Genomic DNA, 19,840 nt, shown 5'->3' with positions numbered 1-19,840 from the left:
AAGCGCGCGCCGCGGCTGCGCACCCGCCGCCCGGTCCGCCCCGGAGCCGTCGTGAAGAACCTCGGCGCCCTGGTCCTGGCCGCGGTCTTCGCCTTCCCCGTCTACTGGATGTTCTCCTCGGCCCTCAAGCCGTCCGGCGAGATCCTCACCAAGGACCCCGTCTTCGTCTTCACCCCGACCTTCCACAACTTCACCAAGGCCACCGGCGTCGAGCTGTTCTGGACGTACGTGCGGAACAGCCTGCTGGTCACCGTCGGAGCCGTCCTGCTGGCGCTGCTCGTGGCCCTCGCCGCGAGCTTCGCGATCGCCCGCATGAAGTTCCGCGGCCGCAAGGGCCTCGTCCTCGGCGTGATGATGGCGCAGATGGCCCCCTGGGAGGTCATGGTCATCGCGATGTACATGATCGCCCGCGATGCCGAGATGCTGAACAGCCTGGGCCTGCTGACGGCGATCTACTTCGTGATGGTCCTGCCCTTCACCATCTGGACCCTGCGCGGCTTCATCGCCGCCGTCCCGGTGACGCTGGAGGAGGCCGCCCAGATCGACGGCTGCACCCGCGGCCAGGCCTTCCGCAAGGTGATCTTCCCGCTGCTGGCCCCGGGCCTGATGTCCACCTCGCTCTTCGGCTTCATCACCGCCTGGAACGAGTTCGCCATGGTCCTGATCCTGAACAAGGACAAGACGGCGCAGACCCTGCCCCTGTGGCTCACCCAGTTCCAGACCGCCTTCGGCAACGACTGGGGCGCCACCATGGCCGCGTCCTCGCTCTTCGCGGTCCCCGTCCTGGTCATCTTCGTCTTCCTCCAGCGCAAGGCCGTCGGCGGCATGACCGCCGGCGCCGTGAAGGGATAACGGCCCATGACTGTCCTTGCGCACCCCGCCGACACCCTGACCCGCGACGCGCTCGCGGTCCTCCAGCCCGGCTTCGAGGGCACCACCGCCCCCGCCTGGGTGCTGCGCCGGGTCGCCGAGGGCCTCACCGCCGTCGGCCTGTTCGGCCGCAACATCGGCTCGCCGGAGCAGCTCGCCGCGCTCACCGCGCAACTGCGGGCCGAGCGGGACGACGTCCTCGTCGCCATCGACGAGGAGGGCGGCGACGTCACCCGCCTGGAGGTCCGCGGCGGCTCCTCCTTCCCCGGCAACCTGGCCCTCGGCTCCGTCGACGACACCGACCTGACCCGCGGTGTGGCCCGGGAGCTGGGCCGCCGCCTCGCCGAGTGCGGGGTCAACCTCAACTGGGCCCCGTCCGCGGACGTCAACTCCAACCCCGACAACCCGGTCATCGGCGTACGGTCCTTCGGCGCCGACACCGGCCTCGCCGCCCGGCACACCGCCGCGTACGTCGAGGGCCTCCAGGCCGCCGGCGTCGCCGCCTGCACCAAGCACTTCCCGGGCCACGGCGACACCAACGTCGACTCGCACCACGCGCTGCCGCGCATCGACGCGGACCTGGAGACGCTGGCGGTCCGCGAACTGGTCCCGTTCAGGGCCGCCATCGAGGCCGGCACCAAGGCCGTGATGAGCGCGCACATCCTGGTGCCCGCCCTCGACCCCACCCGGCCGGCCACCCTCAGCCCGCAGATCCTGACCGGACTGCTGCGCAAGGAGCTCGGCTACGAGGGCCTGATCGTCACCGACGGCATGGAGATGAACGCCATCGCCGGGACGTACGGCATCGAGTGCGGCTCGGTCCTCGCCATCGCCGCCGGCGCCGACGCGATCTGCGTGGGCGGCGGGCTCGCCGACGAGGCCACCGTGATCCGGCTCCGCGACGCCTTGGTCGCCGCCGTACGCGAGGGCACGCTCCCCGAGGAGCGGCTCGCCGACGCGGCCGCCCGGGTCCGGGAGCTCGCCGAGTGGACCCGCTCGGCCCGCCCCGCCTCCGCCGTGCCGGGCGCGCCGGAGGGGGGCGCGCCCGGCATCGGCCTGGAGGCGGCCCGCCGTGCGCTGGTCGTCTCCGGCAGCCGGACGCCGGTCTCCGCGCCGTACGTCGCCACCCTCGCCCCCGTCGCCAACATCGCGGTGGGCGACGAGACCCCGTGGGGCGTGGCCGCCGAGCTGGCCGCGCTGGTGCCGGGGACCGGGTCGGGCGTGTACGCGCAGGGCGCCGCGGCCGGGGACGTCCTGGCGGCGGCGGGCGACCGCACGGTGGTCGCCGTGGTCCGCGACGCGCACCGGCACCCGTGGATGGCCGAGGTCCTCGACGCGCTGGTCGCGGCCCGCCCCGACACGGTCGTGGTCGAGATGGGGCTGCCGCGCGCCGAGCCGCGCGGCGCCCTGTACATCGCCACGCACGGTGCCGCGCGGGTGTGCGGGCGCGCGGCGGCGGAGGTCATCGCGCGCGGGTAGCCGGAGCGCCGCCCGCCCGGCCCGCCCCGCCCGCCCGGTCGTTCACCCGTCCGCCGGTGCGTGGGGCGCCGGCGGGCGGGCGGCGCCGGAACGGACGGAAGGCCGGGCCCTGTGGAGGGGGCCCGGCCTTGCCGTCCGTGCGGTCGTCCTGCGGCCTACAGGCCCTGCCAGGAGGGCTTGTTGGCGTAGGTGTGGCGGAAGTAGTCCGCCAGCTTCAGCTTGGCGGCGGCGGCCTCGTCCACGACGACGGTCGCGTGCCGGTGCAGCTGCAGCGCGGAGGCCGGGACCAGGGCGGACAGCGGGCCCTCGACGGTCTGTGCGACGGCCTCGGCCTTGCCCTCGCCGGTGGCCAGCAGGACCAGGTGGCGGGCGTCGAGGATGGTGCCGATGCCCTGAGTGATGACGTGGTGCGGTACCTGCTCCAGGTCGTCGTCGAAGAAGCGCGCGTTGTCGACGCGGGTCTGCTCCGTCAGCGTCTTGATGCGGGTGCGGGAGGAGAGCGAGGAGCACGGCTCGTTGAAGCCGATGTGCCCGTCGGTGCCTATGCCCAGCAGCTGGAGGTCGACGCCGCCCGCCCCGGCGAGCGCGCGGTCGTACTCCTCGCAGGCGGCCACGAGGTCCTCGGAGGAGCCGTCGGGGCCCATGAAGGAGGCCTCGGACAGGCCGAGGGGCTCGACGACCTCGCGGAGCACGGTGGCCCGGTAGGACTCGGGGTGTCCGGCCGGCAGGCCGACGTACTCGTCGAGCTGGCAGACGCGGGCCCGGGCGGCGTCGACCTCGCCGGCCTTCACCTTGGCCGTGAGGGCCTCGTAGACGGGCAGCGGGGTAGAGCCCGTCGCCACGCCGAGCAGGGCGTCGGGCTTGCGGCGCAGCAGCGCGGCGATGGCCTCCGCGATGAGCTCTCCGCCTGCCTTGGCGTCCGGGACGATGACAACTTCCACGCGGGGCCTGCCGATCTCGAGTACGGTATGTGGTATAGACCAATCTAGCAGAGCCGGGCCGCTCCGGCCGCGGATTCCGCCCCGAATCCATGGTGGTCCCGAGCCCCGCCCCCGGCCTCCCGGCGGCCCCGCTCCCGGCCCCTCGGCGACCCCCTCAGAGCAGGGCCAGTCGGAGGCCTCCCGTCGCGTCCAGGTGCTGGCCCGTCACCCAGCGGGAGTCCGGCGAGGCCAGGAAGGCCACCACGTCCGCGACCTCCTCCGCGGTGCCCAGCCGGTTGAAGACCGACCGGGAGGAGGCGTGCGCCCGCGCCGCGGGGTCCGCCAGCCAGCCCGCGTTCAGGTCGGTGTCCGTGATGCCCGGGCCCACCGAGTTCACGGTGATCGCGCGCGGGGCCAGCTCGGCGGCGAGGGACCGGGTCAGCGCGTTGACCGCGCCCTTCGCCGCGATCGTGGCCAGGATCGCCGGCAGGGCGATGTCCGGGGTGCCGGTCACGTTGACGATCCGGCCGCCGTCCCGCAGCCGGGCCAGCCCGTGCCGGATCACGAAGAACGGCGCCTTCGCGTTGAGTGCCTGCACCCGGTCGTAGGTCTCCTCGTCCGTCTCCGCGATGCCCGCGAAGGCCGGGGCGCCGGCGTTGTTGACCAGGATGTCGACCTTCTCCGTGTGCAGCGGGTGGGCCTCGTACGCCGCCCAGAGCGCCTCGGCGTCGCCGGGCACCCCGAGCTCCGCGCGGATCGCGAAGGCCCGCCCGCCGGTCGCGGTGATCGCCGCGACCGTCTCCCCGGCCGCCGCCTCGTTGTGCCCGTAGTGCACCGCGACCAGCGCCCCGTCCTGCGCGAGCCGCTGCGCGATCGCCCGTCCGATGCCCCGGCTGCCGCCCGTGACCAGTGCCGTCTTCCCCTTGAGCACGCCCATGACGCGCCCCCCTTCCGATTCCATAGTGGTCGCTACAGAAAGGGACCGTATCAGATTCCATAGCGACCGCTATAGAATCTGGGCATGGTGACCGGACAGCGCGGCAGGCCCCGCTCCTTCGACCGCGATGCCGCCCTCGACAAGGCGATGCTCGCCTTCTGGGAGAACGGGTACGAGGCGACGTCGATCTCCGACCTGACCGCCTCGCTCGGGATCAGCGCGCCCAGCCTGTACGCGGCCTTCGGCGACAAGCGCAAGCTCTTCGACGAGGTCGTGGTCGTCTACGGCGGCCGGTACGGGGACTTCGCGAGCGTCGCCCTGGCCGAGGAGCCCACGGCCCGGGCCGCGATGGAGCGCATCCTGCGCGAGGCCGCCGAGGTGTACACCGACCCGTCGCACCCGCCGGGCTGCATGGTGATCAGCGCGGCCGTCAACACCACCTCGCAGGAGGTGGCGGACGCCCTGCGCGAGCGGCGCGCGGCCAATGTGGCGCTGTTCGAGGGCCGGATCCGGGCGGACGTCGCTGCCGGCGTGCTGCCCGCGGACACGGACGCGCGGGCGCTCGCCCGGTACGTGGTGTCGGTGCTCCAGGGGATGTCGCAGCAGTCGCGTGACGGGGCGACCCGTCAGGAGCTGGAGGCGGTCGCGGAACTCGCGGTGCGCGCCTGGCCGCAGTGATGGCTTCCTCTGGGCCACGGTGCCGGGGCGGGACCCTCAACCCGCCCGGCACCGTAGCCCGGAGTACTTACGGCCGGCGGGTGTGCGGTTCCCGGCGGCCGGTTGGGAGGTTGCCTGCGCGGTCAGGGCAGAGCGCGTGGCCCACCTCGATCCGTCCTCCTGTGCGGGGAGGGCGGAAGCTTACGTCAATTGTGGACTAGACCATTCTGTTCTGTCCATCCAATGTCGGGCACCGGAAACCCGTGACTTCCTCCAACAGTACGCGGAGTGGGCCCTTCCTGGATACTCCCGAGTAGTCGCCGTGGGGAAAGTCATGGCCCGAGCCCGAGGTACGCTCGCCACGTGCCCTCCATGAACGACCTCGTACGCCAGCACACCGCTCTCGGTGAAACCGACCTGGAGTGGCTCCACCTGCTGGTCTCGGAGTGGCAGCTGCTCGCCGACCTGTCCTTCGCCGACCTGGTGCTGTGGGTTCCCACCCTCGACGGCACCCGGTACGTCTCGGTCGCACAGATGCGCCCCAACACCGGCCCCACCTCCTACCAGGACGACATGGTGGGCCACCTGGTGCCGCGCGGCCGGCGCCCGCTGCTCGACGCCGCCCTCGACGAGGGGCGGATCGTGCGCGAGGGCGACCCGGAGTGGCGCGAGGAGGTGCCCGTCCGCGTCGAGTCCATCCCGGTGCGACGCGAGGGCAGGGTCCTCGGCGTGATCGCGCGGAACACCAACCTGCTCACGGTGCGTACACCCAGCCGGCTGGAGCTCACCTACCTCCAGTCCGCCTCCGACCTGGCGCAGATGATCGCGGCCGGGGCCTTCCCGTTCCCCGGGCAGCAGGTCGACATGGACGCCTCCCCGCGCGTCGGGGACGGTCTGATGCGGCTGGACGCCGACGGGGTCGTCACCTACGCCTCCCCCAACGCCCTGTCCGCGTACCACCGGCTCGGCCTCGCCTCCGACCTCGTCGGGCAGCACCTGGGCACCATCACCGCCGAACTCGCCCCGTCCCGCGGCCCGGTGGACGAGGCGCTCGTCAAGCTCGCCAGCGGTTGGGCCCCGCGCGAGACCGAGATCGAGGGCAACGGCGGGGTCATCCAGCTGCGGGCCATCCCGCTCAAGCCCAAGGGCACCCGGATCGGCTCCCTCGTCCTGTGCCGCGACGTCACCGAGTTGCGACGTCGCGAACGCGAACTGATCACCAAGGACGCGACCATCCGGGAGATCCACCACCGGGTGAAGAACAACCTCCAGACCGTGGCCGCACTGCTGCGGCTCCAAGCCCGCCGGATGGATTCGGAGTCGGGCCGCGAGGCGCTCAACGAGGCCGTGCGCCGCGTCGGTTCGATCGCGATCGTGCACGAGACCCTCTCCCAGAACCTCGACGAGCGGGTGGAGTTCGACGAGATCGCCGACCGCGTGATCGCGATGGTCGCCGAAATCTCGCCGGGCAAGGTGGACTGCCGGCGCACCGGCCGGTTCGGGATCCTGGACGCGGAGGTGGCCACCCCGCTGTCGATGGTGCTGACCGAGATCCTCCAGAACGCCCTGGAGCACGCCTTCACCCAGGGGGAGGGCGGCACGGTGGAGGTCACCGCGGCCCGCAGCGGCTCCGGCCGGACCGACGGCCGGCTGCTGATCACGATCCTCGACGACGGCTCCGGCCTGCCCGAGGGCTTCGACCCGCAGAAGGCCGGCAACCTCGGGCTCCAGATCGTCCGCACCCTCGTGGAGGGCGAGCTCGGCGGCACGTTCGACATGGTGCGGGCGGAGCCGCGCGGCACCAAGGTCGTCCTCGACGTCCCCGTCAGCCCGCAGAAGTAGCACGAGGGCCCGTCACGGAGAGTGACGGGCCGGGTGGCGGTGCCGGGGCGCCCCGGATGCCGGGCGGGCGCGACCCGGTCAGCGCCCCGGACAGCACTGAGCCCCGGAGGGAACTTCCAGCGGTGGCTGGGGGCGTTCCCGTCCGGGGCTCGAGAGCACGTTGCTGAGCGCTACCAGGTGTTGCTACGCGCTGCGGCTCGAGGCTCGAAAGTCGATGTCAGGCGCTGGCGTTGCGCGCCCGGTTGCGAGCGGCGCGGCGCTTCATGGCGCGGCGCTCGTCCTCGCTGAGACCGCCCCAGACGCCGGAGTCCTGGCCGGACTCGAGCGCCCACTGCAGGCACTGCTCCATGACGGGGCAACGGCGGCAGACGGCCTTGGCTTCCTCGATCTGCAGCAGCGCAGGACCGGTGTTGCCGATGGGGAAGAAGAGTTCCGGGTCTTCCTCGCGGCAAACGGCGTTGTGACGCCAGTCCATGGCTGCTCCATCTCCTTGTATTGCGGGCAGGTTGCTTGTGAATGTGAACGCTTTCACGAATCCCCCCGTGAGGGAAGGGCGGCCGCCCAGGGATGGCGGGAGGTCCGTCTGGAGACTCGTGGTGGGGTTCTGGCGGTCTTCTTGGGAGCCGGTCCTGCGGGCTGTCCCGATCGCCATGAAGAGATTCGCAAACCTCGGACGGGGATACAACCCCTTCCGGAAAGTTTTTTTTGATTCGTCGGTGTCTACTAGGTCACAGCCCTACATCCTTAGGGTGGACTGGCGCGTAAACGTTCGACTGAAAGGACTTTGGGGCCTTCTACTCACACAATCACACGCAGTGCACGGCGAACGCCTGTGAACTGAACGCTGGTCCGCAATCCGAGATGGTCTCCGTCCATCTGGAACGGGAGCGGCACCTTCGAATGCAAGGTGAAGTCGGTCAGATCGTGCAGAGACACGGCATGCTTGCCGTGCGGGCCGCGCTCAGGAGTCGAGGTCAGGAGCTGTGTGGCGTAGCGCGCGACCGCCGGAGTTGACAAACGGCTGAGCGCCAACACGTCAAGTGCGGTGTCGAACGAGGCCTCCGGAGACGCGTACAGGGGCCGATTGCCCAGGTAGGTCCACGGCGAGGTGTTGCAGACTATGGACAGCACCAGGTCCGTCACCGGATCCGCGCCAGGACGCTCCAGCGTCACCGTGCCGCGCCGCCGGTTCGGCTCCTCCCAGAACTGGCGCATCAGCTGCCGCACGTAGAGGGCGTGCGTCGAACGCTTGCCGCGCTCCCGCTGCTGCTCGACCCGCCCCACCACACCCGCGTCGAAACCGAAGCCCGCACAGAAGGTGAACCAGCGGGCCGGGACCGACTCGTCCTCCGAGCCGGGGACGCCCGCCGCCAGACCCAGGCCCACGGTGCGCTCGCGGTGCTCGCGCAGCGCGTCCAGCAGGGCGCCCGTCGCCTCCACCGCATCGTTGGGCAGGCCGAGCGCACGGGCGAACACGTTCGTCGAACCGCCCGGCACCACCGCCAGCCGCGGCAGCCGCTCCGGATCGGGGCCGTCGTGCAGCAGCCCGTTGACCACCTCGTTGACGGTGCCGTCGCCGCCCAGCGCCACCACGAGGTCGAGGCCGCTCTCGGCCGCCCGTCGGCCCAGGTCCCGCGCGTGCCCCCGGTACTCGGTGGTCACCGCCTCCAGCTTCATCTCGCTGGCCAGGGCGTGGATCAGGACGTCGCGCGTGCGCGCACTGGTGGTCGTCGCTGCTGGGTTGGCCACGAGGAGTGCACGCATGACCGCCAGCCTACCGACCCGTTCACACCGGTCCCATACTGCCCGCCCACTGCCCGCCCGCCCCGCCCGGCCGTCGGCCCCGGCCCCGCCGCCGGACCGGCCGCGCGGCTACCCTGCAGGGGTGAGTACGAAGCCCACCCCCGCCCCGGACAAGCCGACCGCCCCGCTGCCCGGCCGGCTCACCGCCGCCGCCGCGCTCACCGCCCTCCAAGGCCTGGCGCTCGCCGGCCTGGGCATCTCCATGCTGATCGTCGGGATCGCCGGCGACCCCGACTCCCCGCAGCAGGCCGAGACGGGCGGGCTGACGCTGCTCGCGCTCGCCGCCCTGCCCCTGATCGCCGCCCGCGGGCTGCGCCTGGCCCGGCGCTGGAGCCGCGGGCCCGCGCTGATCACGCAGCTGATGGCGCTGCCGGTGGCCTGGACCCTGTACTCCACGGGCGGCGCGATGATCGCCGCCGCCGTGGCGCTGGCCGCGACCGCCGTCGCGGTGGTGGCCCTGCTGGTGAACCCGACGGCAACCGAAGCCCTGAGAATCGGAAAGACGGCCTCCTAGGGACTCGACCGCCTCCGGGGCGCAGCGGGCCCGCACCCCGTCGGGTCGATCGCCGGGCGGGGCGGCGGTCGACCGTCAGCGGGGGCGGCTACTCCTCCACCAAGAGCTTTTCGCGGAGCTGGGCCAGGGTGCGGGCCAGCAGTCGGGAGACGTGCATCTGGGAGATGCCGACCTCCTGCGCGATCTGCGACTGCGTCATGTTGCCGAAGAACCGCAGCAGCAGGATCCGCTTCTCCCGCGGGGGCAGCCCCTCCAGCAGCGGCTTGAGCGACTCGCGGTACTCGACGCCCTCCAGCGCCTCGTCCTCCGCGCCCAGGGTGTCCGCGACCGCCGGCGATTCGTCGTCGGTGTCCGGGACGTCCAGGGAGAGCGTGCTGTAGGCATTGGCCGATTCCAGCCCCTCCAGTACCTCCTCCTCCGAGATCCCCAGCCGCTCGGCCAGCTCGTGGACCGTGGGGGAGCGGCCGTGCTGCTGGGACAGCTCGGCCGTGGCCGTGGTCAGCGAGAGCCGCAGCTCTTGGAGGCGCCGGGGGACCCGTACCGCCCAGCCCTTGTCGCGGAAGTGCCGCTTGATCTCCCCGACCACGGTGGGTGTCGCGTACGTGGAGAACTCGACCCCGCGGTCCGGGTCGAACCGGTCCACCGACTTGATCAGGCCGATCGTCGCGACCTGGGTCAGGTCGTCGAGCGGCTCGCCGCGGTTGCGGAACCGCCGGGCCAGGTGCTCGACCAGCGGCAGGTGCATCCGGACGAGCCGGTTGCGCAGCTCCGCCTTCTCCGGCGAACCGTCGGGCAGCGCCCGCAGCTCGACGAACAGGGCCCGCGCGCCGCTGCGGTCGCGCGGATCCGGCAGCGGCGGCAGCGCCGCGTCCGCATCCAGCTCCAGGCCCTCCGCCGTGTCGGCGGCCGCGGGTGGCTGCGACGCCTGTGGTTCTTTGTGCTGGTTCTCGCTCATGGGGCCCGCCCGTCGCTCCGCCGAGTCCAAAAAGCCGTGTTCCGCATCCGCGTCAGCCGGGTGGGGCCGGGCGTGCTGCTGCTCCGGGATGCCGCCGTCGACCTCGTGCCGTACCCGGGGCCGGTCCCCGCCCCGCACCGGGGTCTGCCCGCCGCTCACGCCGGGCCTGGACCCGCGCCGCGCTGTTTGTAGAGGCTGATGCTCACCGTCTTGTCCTCCTCGACCGTGGACTCGACCTTGCCGGCCAGCGCCGACAGGACGGTCCAGGCGAACGTGTCGCGCTCGGGCGCGCGGCCGTCCGTGGTGGGCGCCGAGACGGTCACCTCCAGCGAGTCGTCGACCAGCCGGAACACGCAGCTGAGGACGGAGCCCGGCACGGCCTGCTGGAGCAGGATCGCGCAGGCCTCGTCCACCGCGATACGGAGATCCTCGATCTCGTCGAGGGTGAAGTCCAAACGTGCCGCGAGACCGGCCGTGGCCGTTCGCAGCACCGACAGGTAGGCACCCGCAGCGGGCAGCCGGACTTCCACGAAGTCCTGGGTCCCGGGCTCGCCTGCGATCTGGGACACCCTCACCTCCAAGGTGGTACGTGCTCTCTTCGCCGGTGACGCTACCGCGATCCGGGCGATCGTGTCGCGGCACCCCTCATGGAGCCCGATCGGGACACCCACGCCTACGGCCGGTGACAGATGGTACGCCTACGGGTACGCACAGTGGCTAGGGGTCTGCGGGCCCAAATCCGGGGAACCGGCGGAGGTTTGACCTACCCCGCCTCAGACGATCGAACCGTCGACAAAACACCACCGCCAGGTCTCGCCCGGCTCGAAGCTGCGCATCACCGGATGGCCGGTGCTCCGGTAGTGCGCGGTCGCGTGCCGGTGCGGGGAGGAGTCGCAGCACGCCACGTACCCGCACCACAGGCACATCCGCAGCTGCACCGGGTGACTGCCGAGCGCCAGACATTCGGGGCAGGTCTGGGCAGTCGGCACGGGCTCGGGGCGCGGCAGTTCGGGAACGTGGGTGCACTCGCTCATGATGGCCAGCGTACTGACGTGCGGGCGCCGCGGGACGAAGTCCGATCAGCCACGACGAGCGAGGGTGGGTTGCCGATGGAGGTTTTGCCGCTGGTGGCACTGGTCGCGGTCAGCGCCGCCGTCGCGGGCATCGCACGCCGGACGCCGGTGCCCGCACCGCTGCTGCTGGTCGCGGGCGGGCTCGTGGCCTCGTACGTGCCCGGGGTGCCGGCGTACGTCCTCGACCCGCACATCGTGCTGCCGCTGCTGCTCCCGCCGCTGCTGCACACGGCCGCGGTGGACAGCTCGTACCTGGACCTGCGGGCGAACGCCCGGCCGATCGCGCTGCTGTCCGTCGGGTACGTGCTCTTCGCGACGCTCGTGGTCGGGTACGCCGTGTACCTGGCGGTGCCGGGGCTGTCGCTGCCGGTGGCGCTGGTGCTGGGCGCGGTGGTCGCCCCGCCCGACGCGGTCGCCGCGACCGCCATCGCCCGGCGCCTCGGGCTGCCGAACCGGATCACGACCATCCTCCAGGGGGAGTCCCTCGTCAACGACGCGACCGCGATCACCGCCTACAAGGTGGCGCTGGCCGCCGCGGTCGGCGCCGGCGCCGGCTGGGCCGGCGGCATCGCGGAGTTCCTGCTGGCGTCGGTCGGCGGGGTCGGCATGGGCCTGGTGCTGATGGTGCCGATCCACCACCTGCGTACCCGGCTGCGGGAGCCGCTGCTGCAGAACACCCTGTCGCTGCTGATCCCGTTCGTGGCGTACGCGGCGGCCGAGCGGGTGCACGCCTCGGGCGTCCTCGCGGTGGTCGTGGTGGCGCTGTACCTCGGGCACCGCAACCATCAGGTCGACTTCGCGACCCGGCTGCAGGAGGAGGCGGTGTGGAAGATGGTCGCCTTCATCCTGGAGTCGGTGGTCTTCGCGCTGATCGGGCTCCAGCTGCCGGTGGTCCTGCAGGGGCTGGGGGAGTACGAGGGCGCCGCGGCCGTCTGGTATGCGGTCCTGGTGTTCCTGGTGGTGGTCGTCTCCCGGTTCGCGTGGGTGTTCCCGGCCACCTTCGTGCCGCGGTGGGTCTCGGAGCGGATCCGGGAGCGGGAGCCGGAGACGACGTGGAAGGCGCCGGTGGTGGTGGGCTGGGCGGGGATGCGGGGCGTGGTCTCGCTGGCCATCGCCTTCTCGGTGCCGATGGACGTGCCGCACCGCGACCTGATCCTCTTCCTCACCTTCACCACGGTGATCGGCACCCTGGTGGTGCAGGGGCTCACCCTGCCGCCGCTGATCCGGCTGCTGCGGCTGCCGGCCCCGGACGCCACCGCGCAGACCCTCGCCGAGGCGCAGGCCCAGAGCGAGGCCTCGCGGGCGGCGGAGGAGCGGCTCGCGGAACTGCTGGCCGAGCCCGAGAACGCCCTGCCGCCGCCGCTGGCGGAGCGGCTGCGCACGGTGCTGGAGCGGCGGCGCAACGCGGTGTGGGAGCGGCTGGGCGAGGTCAACCCGCTCACCGGGGAGTCCGCGGACGACGTCTACCGGCGGCTGGCGCGGGAGATGATCGAGGCCGAGCGCGAGGTGTTCGTGGCCCTGCGCGACCGGCGGCGGATCGACGACGAGATGCTGCGCGCGCTGCTGCGCCGGCTGGACCTGGAGGAGGCGGCGGCGTACCGCGAGGAGGCCCCTTAGGAGAGGGGGAGGCCCCTTAGGAGAGGGGGGAGACGGGCCCGGGATCCGCGGGCCGGCCGGTGACGACGGCCGTGACCGAGCTCCCCGCGGGGAAGGCCCCGGCCGCCGCCAGCTCGGCCAGCGCCCACAGCAGCTTGGCCACGTAGATCCGCTCGACGGGGAGGCCGTGGCGGTCCTCGAAGTCCGCGGCGAAGGCCTCCAGGGAGGGCGGGACGCGGGCGTAGCCGCCGTGGTCGAAGCCTTCGGCCAGGCTCCAGCGGCCGGCCGGCCCGCCGAAGGCCTGCTGCTGGAGGGAACGTATCTCCGCAGCCAGGAAGCCGCCCGCCAGGACGGGCACCCCGAGGGCCCGCTGCCCGGGGGCCAGGCCCGCCGCCAGACCGGCCAGGGTCCCGCCGGTGCCGCAGGCCACCGCGACCACGTCGGACACGCCGTGCAGTTCGCGGCCCAGCTCGGCGCACCCGTGCAGGGCGAGCGCATTGCTGCCGCCCTCGGGGACGGGGTACGCCCCGGCCGCCCCGGCCCCGGCGATCAGCTGCCGCGCCACCTCGGCCTCGCCCTTGCGCCGGTACGCGGACCGGGTCACGAAGTGCAGCCGCATCCCGTCGGCGGCACACCGGGCGAGGGACTCGTTGAGCGGCCGCCCGGCCAGCTCGTCGCCGCGCACGATGCCGGTGGTCGCGAGCCCGAGCAGCCGCCCGGCCGCGGCGGTAGCCCGCAGGTGGTTGGAGTAGGCCCCGCCGAAGGTCACCAGCCCCCGGCACCCGCCGGCGAGGGCGGCCCGGAGGTTGGGCGCGAGCTTGCGCCACTTGTTGCCGGGCAGCTCCGGATGGACGAGGTCGTCCCGCTTGAGCAGCAGCCGCACGCCGTGCCGCTCGAACCGCTCGTCACGGACCTCCTGCAACGGGGACGGCGGGCGGGGCCGCAGGAGGGCGTCGGGGTTCGCGGTCCGGTTCACCCGTCCATTGTGCGGTGGCCCGTCCGAGCCGGCGCACCCTCGCGGGGGCGGGCGGCGGGGCTCGGCGGCGGCGGGGTGGGCGGCCCCGGGGGGCCGCCCGGCGGGGTCTACTCCAGGCGTTCCGCCACGCGGTCGCGGAACGAGTCCATCGTGAAGCCCTTCGGGTCGATCTTGCCGGGGCGCCACTCCAGGTGGCCGATGACCGAGCGCTCGGTCCAGTCGTGCACCCGGCACACCGCGGCCGCCGCGCGGGCCATCGCGTCGAGCTGGACCGCCGGCCAGGGGTCCTCGCCGTCGCCGAGGTTCTCGCACTCGAAGCCGTAGAAGTGGCGGTTGCCGTCGGTGTTGGCCTGGTTGTCGGGCGGCAGCCGGTTCTCGGCGATGACGGCCGCCAGGACGTCGGCGTCGCCCGCGCCCGCGTGGTTGGCCCGGCCGTAGCCGACGAGGTGGACCCGGCCGTCCTTGGTGATGACGCCCTGGCAGAGGGGACCGGGCAGGTCCTCGTCGCCGGTCCGGCAGAGCTCGACGGTGTTCGCCGTGCCGCGGGTGACGGTGTGGTGGATCATCACCCCGTGCACCGGGCCCCAGGGGCCCTTGTGGTTGCGGTTGTGGGTGCGCCAGGCGCCGACCTCGACGACGGTCAGGCCCTCGTTGCGCAGTGCGTTGATGAACTGGTCCGCTGACATGGGTGCGGCCATGGCCGCCTCCTTTGCGGGTGCGTGGCGGTCACCTTGCGTGGCCTCCTCGTTGCACCCGGTGTAATGGAGGAGCTCCTTCCGCGGCTAGGGCCTTCGCACAGCGAGCGAGCCGATCCGGACACTCGTCCCGACCGGCCCGCCCGCCACGGCCGTTACTCCGAGGCCAGCCACAGGTCCGGGCCGAACACCTCGTAGTGGATGTCCGAGGCCGGCACGCCCTTGGCGAGCAGCTGCGCGCGCACCACCCGCATGAAGGGCAGCGGCCCGCACAGGTAGGCCTGGGTGCCCGGGGCGACCGGTACGCCGGCCAGGTCCATGCGGCCCTCGCCGTCGCCGGGTCCGGCGTCGGCCTCGTACCAGAACCGGGCGGTGCCGTCGGACAGCTTGAGCGCCAGCGCCCGGTGGTCGGCGCCCAGCGCGTGGTCGGCGGGGGAGCGGTCGGCGTGCAGGACGGTGACCGGTGCGGTGTGCCCGGATTCCGCCAGGTGCTCCAGCATCGACAGCATCGGGGTGCAGCCGATGCCGGCGGAGGCGAGCAGCACCGGGGCCCCGGCGTCCCGCAGGACCAGGTCGCCGTACGGGGCCGACACGCCGAGGGTGTCGCCGACCTCCACCCGGGCGTGCAGGTGGTTCGAGACCTCGCCGTCGGGGCCGAGGGCGGAGGGGCCGTGGATCCGCTTGACGGTGATCGTGTGCACCGGCGAGGCGGGCGCGCCGGTCAGGCTGTACTGGCGGATCTGGCGGGCGCCGTCGGGGAGTTCGACCCGGACCGAGACGTACTGGCCGGGCTTGAAGCCGGGTGCCGGGCCGCCGTCCGCGGGCGCCAGGTGGAAGGTGGTGCAGTCGGCTGTCTCCGCGACGCGGTCGGTGACCGTCCACGGGCGCCAGACCCCGCCGGCGAGTACCTGCTGCTCGGCGTAGAGCCGCTCCTCGATGGCGATGAGCGCGTTGGCCATGAGCCAGTAGACCTCGTCCCAGGCCTCGGCGACCTCGGGGGTGACGGCCTCGCCGAGGACGTCGACGATCGCCTCGAAGAGGTACCGGTGGACGATCGGGTACTGCTCGCGGGTGACGCCCAGGGAGGCGTGCTTGTGCGCGATGCGGTTCAGCATGACGTCGGGGCGGGTCTCGGGCCGGGCGACGAGGTGGGTCGCGAAGGCGGCGATGGAGCCGGCGAGGGCCTGCTTCTGGAGGCCGGCGTGCTGGTTGCCGCGGTTGAACAGGTCCCGGAGCAGCTCGGGGTGGGCCGCGAAGAGCTTCGTGTAGAAGAGCTCCGTGATGTCGCCGATGGCGGCGCCCACGGCGGGCAGGGTGGCGCGTACGGTCTCCGCCGACTTCGCGGTAAGCATCAGATGGTCCTCGCCTCGGTGCGGGTGGTCGGTTTAATTGGTATATGAGATGCAAGTTTTTGTGTACGGGTGTGGGGTACATCCGTTCGGGCCGTCGCCCGGCATCACCGTAGGCCCCCGCCCGGCCGGTCCGAACCGGCCATCCGGCCCCGCGCTCAGGGACTTTCGGCCCGCCCCGCCGCCCCGCTGCCCGAAATGCCCAGCAGGAGGGGTCCGGTGGGTGCCGCGACCAGGTCGTTCACCGTCAGCGGGTCCAGTGTCGCGAAGAACGCCTCCTGCGCCCGGCGCAGTGCGCCGCGCAGGATGCAGGCGCCGCGCAGCGGGCAGGGCGTGGCGCCCTCGCACTCCACGACGTCGCCGGCGCCCTCCAGTTCGCGGACCACCCCGCCCACCGAGGCAGCCCGTCCGGCCGCGGTCAGCGCGAGCCCGCCGCCGCGGCCGCGCCGCGCCTCGACCAGGCCGAGGTGCTGGAGCCGGGCGACGACCTTGGCCGTGTGCGTGTACGGGACCTCCATCGACGCCGCCACGTCGCGCGTGGTGGGGAGGTCCTCCTCCGCGACGGCCAGGCGCATCAGGGTGCGCAGGGCCAGGTCGGTGAATCGGGTCAGCCGCATGGCGCCACCCTAGAAAACTTGCATATTGGATTCAAGTTAAGGTCGGCGCGGACCGGGGGCGGGACCGGTGGCCGGAAAGCGGCTGCGCCGGGAGGGGTCCGTGGGAAGAGGGGCAACTCCAGAGGGTGCCCAGCGCTCCGACGGCGTAGTCCACCCGTTTGTGTAATGGTCCCATCGCGCACCGCGCTGAAAGGCTTCTCCTGCAGATCCGTGGAGTGATCGAAAGGGATGTACATGTCGGTCCAGGCAGGTTCCGAATCCGAGGCCCGGACTCCCCGGCAGAGTCTCGCGACCTCGGCCGCACGGAACTTGGCAACCACGGCCAAGTCCGCACCGCAGATGCAGGAGATCACCTCCCGCTGGCTCCTGAAGACGCTCCCGTGGGTGCCCGTCCAGGGCGGTACGTACCGGGTGAACCGCCGGCTCGGCTACTCCGTCGGCGACGGCCGCGTGGAGTTCGCCAAGACCGGGGCGCAGGTCCGGGTCATCCCCGCCGAGCTCGGCGAGCTCCCGCTGCTGCGCACCTACGAGGACCCGGACGTGCTCGCCGAGCTCGCCCGGCGGTGCCGCCAGATCGACTTCGAGGCCGGCCAGGAGCTGACCTCCTTCGGCAGCCCCTCCGACCGGGTGTTCCTCCTCGCGCACGGCCGCATCGACCAGATCGGCCCCGGCCCCTACGGCGAGGACGCCGTCCTGCGGACCGTCGCCGGCGGCGCCTACTTCGGCGAGGACTCCCTCGTCGACGACGACGCCGTCTGGGAGTACACCGCGCGCGCCGCGACCCCCGGCACCGCCCTCGTCCTGTCCCGCCGGGACTTCCGGCTGCTCGCGGACCGCGCCGACTCGCTGCGCCGGCACGTGGAGTCCGTACGGGCCGAGCCCGAGCGGCGCACCAACGCGTACGGCGAGGCCGCCATCGACCTCTCCGCCGGCCACCGCGGCGAGCCCGCCCTCCCCGGCACCTTCGTCGACTACGAGGCCCGGCCCCGCGAGTACGAACTCTCCATCGCGCAGACGGTCCTGCGCGTGCACACCCGCGTCGCCGACCTCTACAGCCAGCCGATGAACCAGACCGAGCAGCAGCTGCGGCTCACCGTCGAGGCGCTGCGCGAGCGCCAAGAGCACGAGATGGTCAACAACCCGGAGTTCGGCCTCCTCCACAACGCCGACTACGACCAGCGCATCCAACCGCACGACGGCGCGCCCACCCCGGACGACATGGACCGGCTGCTCGGCATGCGGCGCGGCTCCAAGCTCTTCCTCGCCCACCCCGAGGCCATCGCCGCCTTCGGCCGCGAGTGCAACAAGCGCGGCCTCTACCCGGATACGGTCGACGTCGAGGGGACCCGGATCACCACCTGGCGCGGCGTGCCGGTCTTCCCGTGCGACAAGATCCCGATCAGCGGCGCCCGGACGACGTCCATCCTCTGCATGCGCACCGGCGAGGACGAGTCCGGTGTGATCGGCCTGCACCAGCCCGGCATCCCGGACGAGATCGAGCCGAGCATGTCGGTGCGGTTCATGGGCATCAGCGAGCAGGCGATCACCTCCTACCTCGTCACGGCGTACTTCTCCGCAGCGGTACTGGTGCCCGACGCGCTCGGCATCCTGGAGAACGTCGAGATCGCCCGCCGGCACTGAGCGGCCGGGGCCGGAGAGCACCAGGGGATCGGGGGCAGCCATGGGCACCACTGAGGCGATCACGACCAGCGAGGGGCAGGAGGCCGCAGCCCTGCTGGAACGGGCACGAGAGGCGGTCGATCCGGAACTGCGCCGGGCGCTGGAGGGCCTGCCCGGCCCCATGCGCCGCGTGGCCATGTACCACTTCGGCTGGGAGCACGCGGACGGCACCCCGGCCGCGGGCAGCGCGGGCAAGGCCATCCGGCCCGCCCTGGTGCTCGCCGCCGCCCGGGCCCTGGGGGGCGAGGGGGACGGCCCGGCCGGCGGCGTGCCCGCCGGTGCGGTGCGGGCGGCGGCGGCCGTGGAACTGGCGCACAACTTCACGCTGCTGCACGACGACGTCATCGACGAGGACGTGACGCGGCGCGGGCGGGCCACGGCCTGGACCGTGTTCGGACTGCCGGACGCGGTCATCACCGGCGACGCGATGGCCGCGCTCGCACTGCGGCTGCTGGCGCAGGACCCGCACCCCGCCTCGGCGACCGCCTCCGCGCGGCTCACGTCCTGCCTGATCGAGCTGTGCGCGGGCCAGCAGGCCGACTGCGCCTTCGAGCAGCGGCCGCAGGTCTCCCTCGACGAGTGCCTGGCCATGGCCACGGCCAAGACGGGGGCACTGCTGGGCTGCGCCTGCGCGCTCGGCGCGCTGTACGCCGGCGCCGGGCCGGACGAGGTCGACGCGCTGGACGCCTTCGGCCGGGAGGCCGGCCTGGCCTTCCAGCTGATCGACGACCTGCTCGGCATCTGGGGGGACCCCGGCCACACGGGCAAGCCCGCCGGGGCCGACCTGATCGCCCGCAAGAAGTCCCTCCCGGTCGTGGCCGCCCTCGGCTCGGGCACCGCAGCGGGCGAGGAACTGGCCGCCCTGTACGCGGGCCCCATGGCCGGGGACGACGTCCGCCGTGCCGCGGACGCCGTGGAGCGGGCCGGCGGGCGGGACTGGGCGCAGGCCCACGCCGCGGACCGGATGGGCCGGGCCGTCCAGCAGCTGTCGCGGGCGGTCCCGGACCTCGGGGCCGCGGGCGGGCTGCTGGCGCTGGCGGAGTTCGTCACGCGCCGCACCCGGTAAACCCGCCGCACCCGGTGAACCCGCCGGGCGCGTAACCCGTAGCCCGTAGCGCGTAGCGCGGAACGAGCGGTACGCAAGCCCTGTTCCGGCACCGCATGGTGCCGGAACAGGGCTTTCTGCCGTCGTCGGCCCAACTCTAGGATCGCTTGCGGTTGTTGACGCGTGAGCGAAGGGTGTGACCAGTGGTGCTGGAGATACGCCGGGCGGACCAGTCGGACCGGGACGCGGTGGCGCGGCTGCTCGACGAGGCGTTCCGCGAGGACCCGGTGAGCAGCTGGGTCTTCCCGGATCCGGAGCACCGGGCCGCCGTGCACGGCGCCTTCCTCGGGGTCTTCGTCGACGTGGCGCTGGAGGAGGGCCGGATCGACTACGCCGCGGACGGCTCGGCGGCGGCCCTGTGGCTGCGGGTCCCGGCGGGCGAGCCGGAAGGCGGGGCCGCCGAGGACGAGGTCCCGGCCCGCATGCGCGCGGCGGCCGACCCGGACAACGAGCGGTGCGAGCTGGTCGGCCGGCTCACGGGGGCGGTGCACCCGACGGCCGAGGAGCACGAGTACCTGCTGATGATCGCGGTCGCCCCGGGGCGGCAGGGCCGGGGGCTGGGGACCGGGCTGATGCGGCCGGTCCTGGACCGCTGCGACCGGGAGGGCGTCCCGGCGTACCTGGAGGCGAGCAGCGAGCGCAGCATGCGGCTGTACGAGCGGCTGGGCTGGGAGTTCACGGGCGAGGCGGTGCGGCTGCCGGACGGGCCGCCGATGTGGCCGATGTGGCGCAAGCCGCAGCCGCTTGCCTGAATCACTTCAAGTGGAGTACT

Annotated in this window: 20 protein-coding genes; 9 read left to right on the top strand and 11 right to left on the bottom strand. The window is 73.0% G+C overall.

Going from position 1 to position 19,840, the window contains the following annotated elements; genetic code table 11:
- Positions 1-15 precede the first annotated feature (15 nt).
- Together AC068A_RS27540 and AC068A_RS27535 are read left to right on the top strand one after the other, a co-directional pair.
- On the top strand, positions 16-852 hold the full coding sequence (locus AC068A_RS27540; RefSeq protein ID WP_478588968.1) for a carbohydrate ABC transporter permease: 837 nt from the start codon (positions 16-18) through the stop codon (positions 850-852).
- A 6-nt stretch (positions 853-858) separates the two neighbouring features.
- Complete coding sequence (locus tag AC068A_RS27535; protein ID WP_478588936.1) at positions 859-2,349, top strand: glycoside hydrolase family 3 protein; 1,491 nt, start codon at positions 859-861, stop codon at positions 2,347-2,349.
- A gap of 155 nt (positions 2,350-2,504) precedes the next feature.
- On the opposite strand, the gene nagB is transcribed toward AC068A_RS27535, so the two are convergent.
- Positions 2,505-3,290 carry a glucosamine-6-phosphate deaminase gene (nagB, locus tag AC068A_RS27530; RefSeq protein ID WP_478588935.1) on the bottom strand — a complete coding sequence of 262 codons (786 nt, stop codon included), beginning with the start codon at positions 3,288-3,290 and terminating at the stop codon, positions 2,505-2,507.
- Positions 3,291-3,444: 154 nt separating this feature from the next.
- Positions 3,445-4,206 carry an SDR family oxidoreductase gene (locus AC068A_RS27525; protein ID WP_478588934.1) on the bottom strand — a complete coding sequence of 254 codons (762 nt, stop codon included), beginning with the start codon at positions 4,204-4,206 and terminating at the stop codon, positions 3,445-3,447.
- Positions 4,207-4,290: 84 nt separating this feature from the next.
- Between AC068A_RS27525 and AC068A_RS27520 the strand changes: the two genes are divergently transcribed.
- Both AC068A_RS27520 and AC068A_RS27515 read left to right on the top strand, forming a co-directional pair.
- Positions 4,291-4,884: a TetR/AcrR family transcriptional regulator gene (locus tag AC068A_RS27520; protein WP_478588933.1), complete on the top strand. Its 594-nt coding sequence runs from the start codon at positions 4,291-4,293 to the stop codon at positions 4,882-4,884.
- Positions 4,885-5,235: 351 nt separating this feature from the next.
- A complete protein-coding gene (locus AC068A_RS27515) occupies positions 5,236-6,705 on the top strand; it encodes a sensor histidine kinase (RefSeq protein ID WP_478588967.1) in 1,470 nt (489 codons plus the stop codon).
- Between the two features lie 217 nt (positions 6,706-6,922).
- Here AC068A_RS27515 and AC068A_RS27510 read toward each other — a convergent pair whose 3' ends face one another.
- Positions 6,923-7,180 (bottom strand): WhiB family transcriptional regulator, encoded by a 258-nt coding sequence (locus tag AC068A_RS27510; protein ID WP_003953983.1) that lies wholly within the window; start codon positions 7,178-7,180, stop codon positions 6,923-6,925.
- 323 nt (positions 7,181-7,503) lie between these two features.
- The gene (locus AC068A_RS27505) at positions 7,504-8,469 is read right to left on the bottom strand and encodes a diacylglycerol/lipid kinase family protein (RefSeq protein ID WP_478588932.1); all 966 of its coding nucleotides are present in this window, start codon (positions 8,467-8,469) and stop codon (positions 7,504-7,506) included.
- Between the two features lie 121 nt (positions 8,470-8,590).
- Here AC068A_RS27505 and AC068A_RS27500 point away from each other — a divergent pair, with 121 nt between their 5' ends.
- Positions 8,591-9,022 carry a hypothetical protein gene (locus AC068A_RS27500; protein ID WP_478588931.1) on the top strand — a complete coding sequence of 144 codons (432 nt, stop codon included), beginning with the start codon at positions 8,591-8,593 and terminating at the stop codon, positions 9,020-9,022.
- 88 nt (positions 9,023-9,110) lie between these two features.
- Here the strand turns inward: AC068A_RS27500 and AC068A_RS27495 are convergent, their stop codons facing one another.
- The 3 genes from AC068A_RS27495 to AC068A_RS27485 form a co-directional block, all read right to left on the bottom strand.
- Entirely contained in the window at positions 9,111-10,115 is a 1,005-nt protein-coding gene (locus AC068A_RS27495) for an RNA polymerase sigma factor SigF (protein WP_478588966.1), read from the bottom strand.
- Positions 10,116-10,132: 17 nt separating this feature from the next.
- Positions 10,133-10,546, bottom strand: a complete 414-nt coding sequence (locus tag AC068A_RS27490) for an ATP-binding protein (protein ID WP_030291315.1) — start codon at positions 10,544-10,546, stop codon at positions 10,133-10,135.
- 204 nt (positions 10,547-10,750) lie between these two features.
- Positions 10,751-11,011: a UBP-type zinc finger domain-containing protein gene (locus AC068A_RS27485; protein WP_478588930.1), complete on the bottom strand. Its 261-nt coding sequence runs from the start codon at positions 11,009-11,011 to the stop codon at positions 10,751-10,753.
- Between the two features lie 75 nt (positions 11,012-11,086).
- Between AC068A_RS27485 and AC068A_RS27480 the strand changes: the two genes are divergently transcribed.
- Positions 11,087-12,667 (top strand): Na+/H+ antiporter, encoded by a 1,581-nt coding sequence (locus AC068A_RS27480; protein WP_478588929.1) that lies wholly within the window; start codon positions 11,087-11,089, stop codon positions 12,665-12,667.
- Positions 12,668-12,683: 16 nt separating this feature from the next.
- On the opposite strand, the gene AC068A_RS27475 is transcribed toward AC068A_RS27480, so the two are convergent.
- The 4 genes from AC068A_RS27475 to AC068A_RS27460 form a co-directional block, all read right to left on the bottom strand.
- Positions 12,684-13,622: a 1-aminocyclopropane-1-carboxylate deaminase/D-cysteine desulfhydrase gene (locus AC068A_RS27475; RefSeq protein ID WP_478588928.1), complete on the bottom strand. Its 939-nt coding sequence runs from the start codon at positions 13,620-13,622 to the stop codon at positions 12,684-12,686.
- A 107-nt stretch (positions 13,623-13,729) separates the two neighbouring features.
- Positions 13,730-14,320, bottom strand: coding sequence for an N-acetylmuramoyl-L-alanine amidase (locus tag AC068A_RS27470; protein WP_478588927.1), 591 nt, complete (start codon positions 14,318-14,320; stop codon positions 13,730-13,732).
- Between the two features lie 152 nt (positions 14,321-14,472).
- A complete protein-coding gene (locus tag AC068A_RS27465) occupies positions 14,473-15,669 on the bottom strand; it encodes a globin domain-containing protein (RefSeq protein ID WP_478588926.1) in 1,197 nt (398 codons plus the stop codon).
- Positions 15,670-15,824: 155 nt separating this feature from the next.
- Positions 15,825-16,283, bottom strand: a complete 459-nt coding sequence (locus tag AC068A_RS27460) for an RrF2 family transcriptional regulator (RefSeq protein ID WP_478588925.1) — start codon at positions 16,281-16,283, stop codon at positions 15,825-15,827.
- 234 nt (positions 16,284-16,517) lie between these two features.
- Here AC068A_RS27460 and AC068A_RS27455 point away from each other — a divergent pair, with 234 nt between their 5' ends.
- From AC068A_RS27455 to AC068A_RS27445, 3 genes are all read left to right on the top strand, one after another.
- Entirely contained in the window at positions 16,518-17,924 is a 1,407-nt protein-coding gene (locus AC068A_RS27455) for a family 2B encapsulin nanocompartment shell protein (RefSeq protein WP_478588924.1), read from the top strand.
- Positions 17,925-17,964: 40 nt separating this feature from the next.
- Positions 17,965-19,029 carry a family 2 encapsulin nanocompartment cargo protein polyprenyl transferase gene (locus tag AC068A_RS27450; RefSeq protein WP_478588923.1) on the top strand — a complete coding sequence of 355 codons (1,065 nt, stop codon included), beginning with the start codon at positions 17,965-17,967 and terminating at the stop codon, positions 19,027-19,029.
- A gap of 182 nt (positions 19,030-19,211) precedes the next feature.
- Positions 19,212-19,820: a GNAT family N-acetyltransferase gene (locus tag AC068A_RS27445; RefSeq protein WP_478588922.1), complete on the top strand. Its 609-nt coding sequence runs from the start codon at positions 19,212-19,214 to the stop codon at positions 19,818-19,820.
- Positions 19,821-19,840: the final 20 nt, after the last annotated feature.

The sequence above is a fragment of the Streptomyces sp. NPDC043854 genome (assembly GCF_056436005.1).
This window is presented reverse-complemented; position numbering and strand designations above follow the sequence as displayed.